This window comes from Streptosporangium sp. NPDC049644 (assembly GCF_040675205.1).
Classification (GTDB): Bacteria; Actinomycetota; Actinomycetes; order Streptosporangiales; family Streptosporangiaceae; genus Streptosporangium; species Streptosporangium fukuiense.
In genome coordinates, this window is record NZ_JBFAOJ010000015.1 from 137,701 (window position 1) to 143,799 (window position 6,099).

Genomic DNA, 6,099 nt, shown 5'->3' on the forward strand with positions numbered 1-6,099 from the left:
AGCACCGGATCTCGCCGTTGTCCACACGCCGGGCGTCCCGTGGCACCTTCGTGGGCACCGTTCGATATCCACATCGAATCCACAGGCTGTGCACAGTCTGTTACCCGCGGTCCGACGCGTCCTCGCAGTGGAGAGAGGGTTTGGAAGGGCCGAGGGTAGCCCTGTCCACAGCTGTGTACAAGACGTTGTCCACAGCCTAGTGGCAGTACGGGGGGGACAGAGTGCACATCCTGTGGACGGCGGGGCGCCAGTGGAAAACGTGCCTGTGGAAAGGTGGATAACCTGTGTTCGCGTGCTCCAGGATGTTCTCCGGTTTGACCTGGGACGCGCCTGCCCCGTAACGTACGACGGTCGGCTTGCCACGCGGCGGCTATTTCGCATGCCCCGCATCCGGCAGGCCAGCCACTGTCGAGCGTCCCCATGTGCTGGGGATGCGTCTTGAGCCTGGAGCCCACTCGTGAGCAAGCGTACTTTCCAGCCGAACAACCGCCGTCGTGCGAAGACCCACGGCTTCCGGCTCCGCATGCGCACCCGCGCCGGCCGTGCCATCCTTGCCGCTCGCCGTCGCAAGGGCCGCGCCGAGCTCTCCGCCTGACGCATCCGTTGCGCCCGGTCCGCCGGGCCAAGGCAGCAGAGCCCGTCGCCCGTCGGCAGCGATGCCGACGGGCGACAGGCGTACCTGCCCAGGGTCACGAAGGTCTCTCGTGTTGCCGTCCGGGTCCCGCATGCGCCGGGGCGACGATTTCGCCGGCGCGATCAGAAGGGGAAGCCGAGCAGGCCGCCCCACCCTGGTCGCGCACTTTGGCATGCGCGCCGACACTGACGATCCTCCCCTGGTCGGATTCGTGGTGAGTCGCGCCGTAGGAGGCGCGGTCATCAGAAATCGGGTCAAACGTCAGTTGCGACACCTCATGCGAAACCGTCTCGACCGGCTTCCGCGAGGTAGCCTGCTTGTTGTACGCGCCAATCCACCGGCCGCGTCCGCGCGAAGCGAGCGCATTGCCGCCGAACTCGACGTCGCGCTGGATCGTTTACTCAGGCGGCTAGAGCCCCCGGGGGCTCGCATGGATGGGCGATGATGACGGCGCAGCAGATCGCCGGGATTTCTCCGGCTGCCAGGATCCTGATGGCTCCGATCCGGTTCTACCGGGCCTTCGTGAGTCCTTTGCTGGGTCCCCGTTGCCGTTTCCACCCCTCGTGCAGTGCCTACGGCCTCGAAGCCGTGGCCGTTCACGGCGCGCTACGCGGCACATGGTTGACGATCCGGAGAATCGGGCGTTGCCACCCATTCCATCCCGGAGGCTTTGACCCGGTTCCCCCGGGCCGGTCCGACGAAACGCAAGGGAGCTAGCTCGGTGGAGCTGTCCTGGCTGAACTGGCTTTACACGGCCGTCGCCCAAGTGATCACCTGGATTCACGAGGGCTACAGCACCTTCATCCCGAGGAACAGCGGGCTCAACTGGGCGCTGACCATCATCACGCTCACCGTGCTGATGCGGCTGTTGATTTTCCCGCTCTTCCTCAAGCAGATGCGCTCCTCGAAGAAGATGCAGGAACTGGCGCCAAAGGTCCAGGAGATCCGCAAACGCTACAAGAACGACAAGCAGCGGATGAACCAGGAGGTCATGGCGCTGTACCAGGGGCAGGGCGCCAACCCGCTGGGTGGCTGCCTGCCGATCCTGGCGCAGTTCCCGATCTTCATCTCGATGTTCACCGTGCTCCAGGCCATGGCCAACAGCCCGGTGCCCAAGTTCGGCATGACCCAGCAGCTGATGGACAGCGCCAGGGCGGCCCACATCTTCGGCGCGCCGATCCCGGCGACCTTCTTCACCAGTGCGAACGACATCATCGCGCTGAACGCCGACCCCATCATCACCAAGGTCGTTCTCGCCGTCTTCGTGGCGATCAGCTCGCTGACCACCTTCCTTACCGTCCGGCAGAGCGTGACCCGCTCGATGGCCCAGATGCCGGACAACCCGATGGCGCAGCAGCAGAAGATCCTGATGTACATCTCGCCGCTGTTCGCCATCTTCTCGCTGAACTTCCCCCTGGGCCTGATCCTCTACTGGGTCACCACGAACCTCTGGACCCTCGGCCAGCAGCACTGGTTCTACAGCCGCAATCCCTCTCCGGTGGTCGACGCGAAGGGCAACGTCACGACCCCCGAGCCCAAGCCGAGCCTGCTGAGCAAGGTCAAGAAGACCGCCCCCGAGCCCGAGGCGCCGTCCGCGCCGGAGCCCAAGGTGGTCCGCCAGCAGCCCACCCGCCAGCCCCGCAGCAAGCGGACCGGTAGCAAGAAGTCCTGACGTCTCATCCCGACAGCACGAAGGAGTGGCCGGACGTGACCGAGGCCGAGGCCGAGAGGGAGCCCGTGAAGGCGGCTCCCGATCTCGCCGCCCTGGAGCAGGAAGGCGAGATCGCGGCGGATTACGTCGAGGGTCTGCTCGACATCGCCGACATCGACGGCGACATCGACATGGATGTCGAAGGTGATCGCGCCGTGGTGTCGGTGGTCGATATCAAGGGTGGTGATCTGGTCGGCCCCAACGGCGAGGTGCTGGAGGCCATCCAGGAATTGACGCGCCTCGCGGTCCACCGCCAGACGGGTGAGCGGTCGCGCCTGATGCTCGACATCGGTGGCTACCGCGACCGCCGCCGAAGCGAGCTGAGCGAGCTCGGCACCAAGATCGCTGCGGACGTCAAGCGGGATGGCGAGCCCAAGTCGCTGCAGCCGATGACCCCGTTCGAGCGGAAGATCGTGCATGACGCCGTCGCGGCGGCGGGCCTGCGGAGCGAGTCCGAGGGCGAGGAGCCCCGCCGTTTCGTGGTGGTCCTCCCCGCCTGACGACGGCGGACGGGCAGAGGCCGCCGCCCCTGGTTCTTCCAGGGGCGGCGGCCTTTTTCGTGGCCTGTTCCGTACGATGTCGGCGGCGGCATACGAGTTTGGGGCCCGCGCCGTGCGGTGTCGTCGAGACGGGCCGTTAGCCTTAAGACCGGCCTGACCCCGACATTTCCGAGGGAAGAGTGAGCGTCGAGTGAGTGACCAGATCCCTGAGCCGCCCGTGGTCGCGCACGAGGTGTTCGCCGGTGACGCCTGGGCCAGGGCGGAGACGTTCGCGGAACTGCTGGCCGGCCCCGGGGTGGTGCGCGGGCTGCTCGGCCCACGAGAGGTGCCGCGCATCTGGGACCGCCACCTGCTCAACTGCGCGGTGGTCGCCGAGGCCGTGCCCGCAGACGCGCGTCTGGTCGACATCGGTTCCGGTGCCGGACTGCCGGGCCTGGTCCTGGCGATCGTACGGCCGGACATCACCGTCACCCTCCTGGAGCCGCTCCTTCGCCGGACGGTCTTCCTGGAGGAGTGCGTGGAGTCGCTGAAGCTCGGCAACGTCGAGGTGTTGCGCGGCCGGGCGGAGGAGTTCGCGGGCAGGCGGGAGTTCGACGTCGCCGCCGCCCGCGCGGTGGCACCGCTTGACCGCCTGCTGAAATGGGCGCTTCCCCTCCTGCGCGAGGGGGGCGAGCTGCTGGCCATGAAGGGCGAGCGCGCGGCGGAGGAATTGGCGGACGCCGAACGGCAATTGCGGTCGAGTGGGGTTCAAACCGCTGAGCTCACCTCGGTCGGGCACGGTAAGGTCGAGCCGCCCGCAACTCTCATCCGGGTGGTCGCCGGTCGAGCTCCAGAAGGAGCGCGGAAGACCGCTCGCCGGAAGGATCGCGCCTCGCGAGGCAGGTAGCGCGAGGCCAGTAGACAAACCGAGCAAAGCGAGTACGAGGCCAGTGGACGACCGTACAGGTGCGATTGCCAGCGCGACGAGCGGTCTCGGCTGGCCCGAGAATCCGGCCGCTTTGCCACATGGACGCCTTTCCGGTCTGGGTTGGCCGGCACCGGCTCCCGGTGCCGTAGTCAGGCCGGTTGAAAGGACGACGACCGTGACCCAGACCCCCCTTAATCCCGGCGACTCGCCGCTGGTACGAGAGGCACTCAGCTCAGTGGTTTCACGTGAAACATCGACCCGGAAGACCGCCGCCGCTCCTGGAGGTTCCACCGGGGTCCGAGATGGAGATTGGCCCCGCCCTCCCAAAACCCGGATCTTCACCGTCGCCAACCAGAAGGGCGGCGTCGGTAAGACCACCACGTCGGTCAACCTGGCGGCCGCGCTGTCCATGCATGGCCAGCGGGTGCTCGTGGTCGACCTCGACCCACAGGGCAATGCCTCGACGGCCCTGGCGGTCGAGCACCGCGGCGACGTACCGGACATGTACAAGGTGCTCGTGGAGGACATGCCGCTCGCGGAGGTGGTGAAGGAGGTCCCGGACATGCCGGGCCTCTACTGTGCTCCCGCCACGATCGACCTGGCCGGTGCCGAGATCGAGCTGGTCTCGATGGTCGCCCGTGAGGCTCGTCTGCAGCGCGCGCTGACCGCGTACGACGCCGTTGAGTTCGACTACATCCTCATTGACTGCCCTCCCTCGCTCGGCCTGCTCACCGTCAACGCGCTGATGGCCGCCAACGAGTTGCTGATCCCCATCCAGTGCGAGTACTACGCGCTGGAAGGCCTTGGGCAGCTGTTGAGGAACGTGGATCTGGTCCGCGCCCATCTGAACCCCACGCTTGACCTCTCCACCATCCTCATGACGATGTACGACGGACGCACCCGCCTGGCCTCCCAGGTGGCCGACGAGGTCCGCTCCCACTTCGGCGCGACGGTGTTGAGCACGTTGATCCCCCGGAGCGTGCGCGTCTCCGAGGCCCCGAGCTACGGGCAGTCGGTCATGACGTACGATCCGGGCTCCAGCGGAGCGATGGCCTATATGGACGCCGCTCGTGAGATCGCTTATCGCGGTGTGGCCGTATGAGTACCGCGAATCCCGTGGCCGTGGCCGCGGACATGCCAGTGAGGGCGACATCTTGAGCCTCGGGAGGGGCAGTGAGTAAGCAGCCGAGAGGGCTGGGCAGGGGACTGGGGGCCCTCATCCCGACGGGCCCGGCCGTCGTCGCCGAGACACCCGTGTCGATGACCGTGACGATGGTCGCCCCGGAGCCGGTGGTGCCGGAGCAGTCCGGTCCCAAGCCGGTCGCGGGTGCCTACTTCCTTGAGATCCCCGTCGACGACATCGCGCCCAATCCGCGCCAACCCCGCGACGTCTTCGACGAGGAGGCACTGAAGGAGCTGGCCGCCTCGATCGGCGAGGTCGGCCTGCTCCAGCCGGTCGTGGTGCGTGCGACCGGCGAGGGGCGCTACGAGCTGGTCATGGGTGAGCGCCGCTGGCGTGCTTCCAAGCTCGCCGGCCTCTCCGAGATCCCCGCGATCGTGCGGAGCACCCAAGAGGACAAGCTCCTGCTTGACGCGCTCATCGAGAACCTCCAGCGCGAGCAGCTCAACGCTCTGGAGGAGGCGGCGGCCTATCAGCAGCTGCTCGACGACTTCGGCGCGACCCACGAGCAGCTCGCCACCCGTATCGGCCGCTCCCGCTCGCACGTGACCAACACGCTCCGTCTGCTGAAGTTGCCGCCCGGCGTGCAGCTCAGTGTCGCGGCCGGGACGATCAGCGCGGGTCACGCGCGGGCGCTGCTTCGCCTGGACGACCCGGCCGCCCAGGAGCATCTCGCCCGCCGGATCGTTGCCGAGCTGCTGTCGGTCCGCGCGGTCGAGGAGATCGTCGCCGTGGGCGACACCAGGGCGGCTCCGGCACCGGCTCCGCGAACCCCTCGGGCGAAGCCCACCGAGGAGCCCGTCCTCCGGCATCTGGCAGACCGTCTCTCCGACCGTTTCGAGACCCGGGTGAAGGTCGACTTCGGCCGCCGTAAGGGCCGCATCGTGGTGGAGTTCGCGACCATCGACGACCTGGAGCGCATCATCAGCACGATGGCCCCGGGATCGCTGCAGGTACAGGAAGGGTGATTTCCGGCAGGACTCGTGAGGGCGAGGTCAATGGCGCCCCGTTGTGAGCCGGTGAATCCCGGTCTCGGCGTCCCTCTCCCGGAGGATTCCCCACGAGAACGGCCTCCCTGTTTCACGTGAAACAGGGAGGCCAGTGGCGTTTCGTGCTCATCGGGCTTCTCCTTCGTCGTTGATCTTGTTGCCGGGAAGCCGCCAACAA

At 67.3% G+C, this 6,099-nt stretch carries 8 protein-coding genes; all 8 read left to right on the forward strand.

Annotation, left to right across the window (positions count from 1 at the left end):
• The first annotated feature begins 457 nt into the window (after positions 1-457).
• The 8 genes from rpmH (at position 458) to AB0J58_RS12045 (ending at position 5,900) form a co-directional block, all read left to right on the forward strand.
• Positions 458-595: a 50S ribosomal protein L34 gene (rpmH, locus tag AB0J58_RS12010; protein ID WP_010849920.1), complete on the forward strand. Its 138-nt coding sequence runs from the start codon at positions 458-460 to the stop codon at positions 593-595.
• A gap of 61 nt (positions 596-656) precedes the next feature.
• Complete coding sequence (gene rnpA / locus AB0J58_RS12015; RefSeq protein WP_343970416.1) at positions 657-1,079, forward strand: ribonuclease P protein component; 423 nt, start codon at positions 657-659, stop codon at positions 1,077-1,079.
• Complete coding sequence (gene yidD, locus AB0J58_RS12020) at positions 1,076-1,351, forward strand: membrane protein insertion efficiency factor YidD (RefSeq protein WP_343970413.1); 276 nt, start codon at positions 1,076-1,078, stop codon at positions 1,349-1,351. Before rnpA ends, yidD begins: the two co-directional genes overlap by 4 nt.
• A 4-nt stretch (positions 1,352-1,355) precedes the next feature.
• Positions 1,356-2,306, forward strand: a complete 951-nt coding sequence (yidC, locus tag AB0J58_RS12025; RefSeq protein WP_364213807.1) for a membrane protein insertase YidC — start codon at positions 1,356-1,358, stop codon at positions 2,304-2,306.
• A gap of 35 nt (positions 2,307-2,341) precedes the next feature.
• The gene (locus AB0J58_RS12030) at positions 2,342-2,845 is read left to right on the forward strand and encodes a R3H domain-containing nucleic acid-binding protein (RefSeq protein ID WP_364154817.1); all 504 of its coding nucleotides are present in this window, start codon (positions 2,342-2,344) and stop codon (positions 2,843-2,845) included.
• Positions 2,846-3,035: 190 nt separating this feature from the next.
• Positions 3,036-3,731: a 16S rRNA (guanine(527)-N(7))-methyltransferase RsmG gene (gene rsmG, locus AB0J58_RS12035; RefSeq protein ID WP_364213810.1), complete on the forward strand. Its 696-nt coding sequence runs from the start codon at positions 3,036-3,038 to the stop codon at positions 3,729-3,731.
• 196 nt (positions 3,732-3,927) lie between these two features.
• Entirely contained in the window at positions 3,928-4,854 is a 927-nt protein-coding gene (locus AB0J58_RS12040; RefSeq protein ID WP_364154820.1) for a ParA family protein, read from the forward strand.
• A gap of 71 nt (positions 4,855-4,925) precedes the next feature.
• Positions 4,926-5,900: a ParB/RepB/Spo0J family partition protein gene (locus tag AB0J58_RS12045; protein ID WP_364213813.1), complete on the forward strand. Its 975-nt coding sequence runs from the start codon at positions 4,926-4,928 to the stop codon at positions 5,898-5,900.
• Positions 5,901-6,099 lie beyond the last annotated feature (199 nt).

Excerpts from the sequence above, each read along its gene's own strand:
- yidD (WP_343970413.1), top strand. The coding sequence starts at position 1,076 with ATGATGACGGCGCAGCAGATCGCCGGGATTTCTCCGGCTGCCAGGATC.
- rnpA (WP_343970416.1), top strand. The coding sequence starts at position 657 with ATGCCGACGGGCGACAGGCGTACCTGCCCAGGGTCACGAAGGTCTCTC.